Genomic DNA, 478 nt, shown 5'->3' on the forward strand with positions numbered 1-478 from the left:
TCGTTGTTTCGTCCCTTCGGAGTTTCGTCGATGTTTCTGCCTGAGGCAAAGCTCTGTTGGAGCGTGCGTGAGTTGTGTTTGGGTCTTTGTTTGGTTTGGTGGGGTGTGGGGGGTTTGTTTGTTTGTTGGGGGGTGGGTTGGGTTTGGTTGGTGGTTTTGGTGTGGGGGTTGTTTGGTTGGGGGTGGTGTTGTTGGTTGTGGTTCTTGTTGTGGTTGGGTGGTTGTTGGTGTGGGTGGTGTGTTGGTTGGTGTGGGTTGTGGGGGTTGGTTTGGTGGTTGTGGTTTTTTGGTTGTTTTGGGTGTTGTTTTGTTGGGTGGTTGGTTTTGGGGTGGTTGTGTGGTTGGTGTGGGGGGGTGGGTTGGTGGTTTGTTGTTTGGTTTGGTTGGGGTGGTTGGTGTTGTTGGGGTTGGTGTTGTTGTTGGGGTTGTTGGTGTTTTTGGGTGTTGGGGGGGGTTTGGGGTTGTGTTTTTTGGGGGT

The 478-nt window shown here is 52.3% G+C and carries 1 protein-coding gene; it reads left to right on the top strand.

The window, feature by feature from the left end; genetic code table 11:
• Positions 1–30: 30 nt before the first annotated feature.
• Positions 31–478 (top strand): hypothetical protein (locus ACTHUF_RS11115; RefSeq protein ID WP_440407723.1); only part of this gene is annotated, 448 nt, incomplete at its 3' end.

This window comes from Neisseria sp. P0024.S006, from assembly GCF_051956595.1.
Lineage (GTDB): Bacteria > Pseudomonadota > Gammaproteobacteria > Burkholderiales > Neisseriaceae > Neisseria.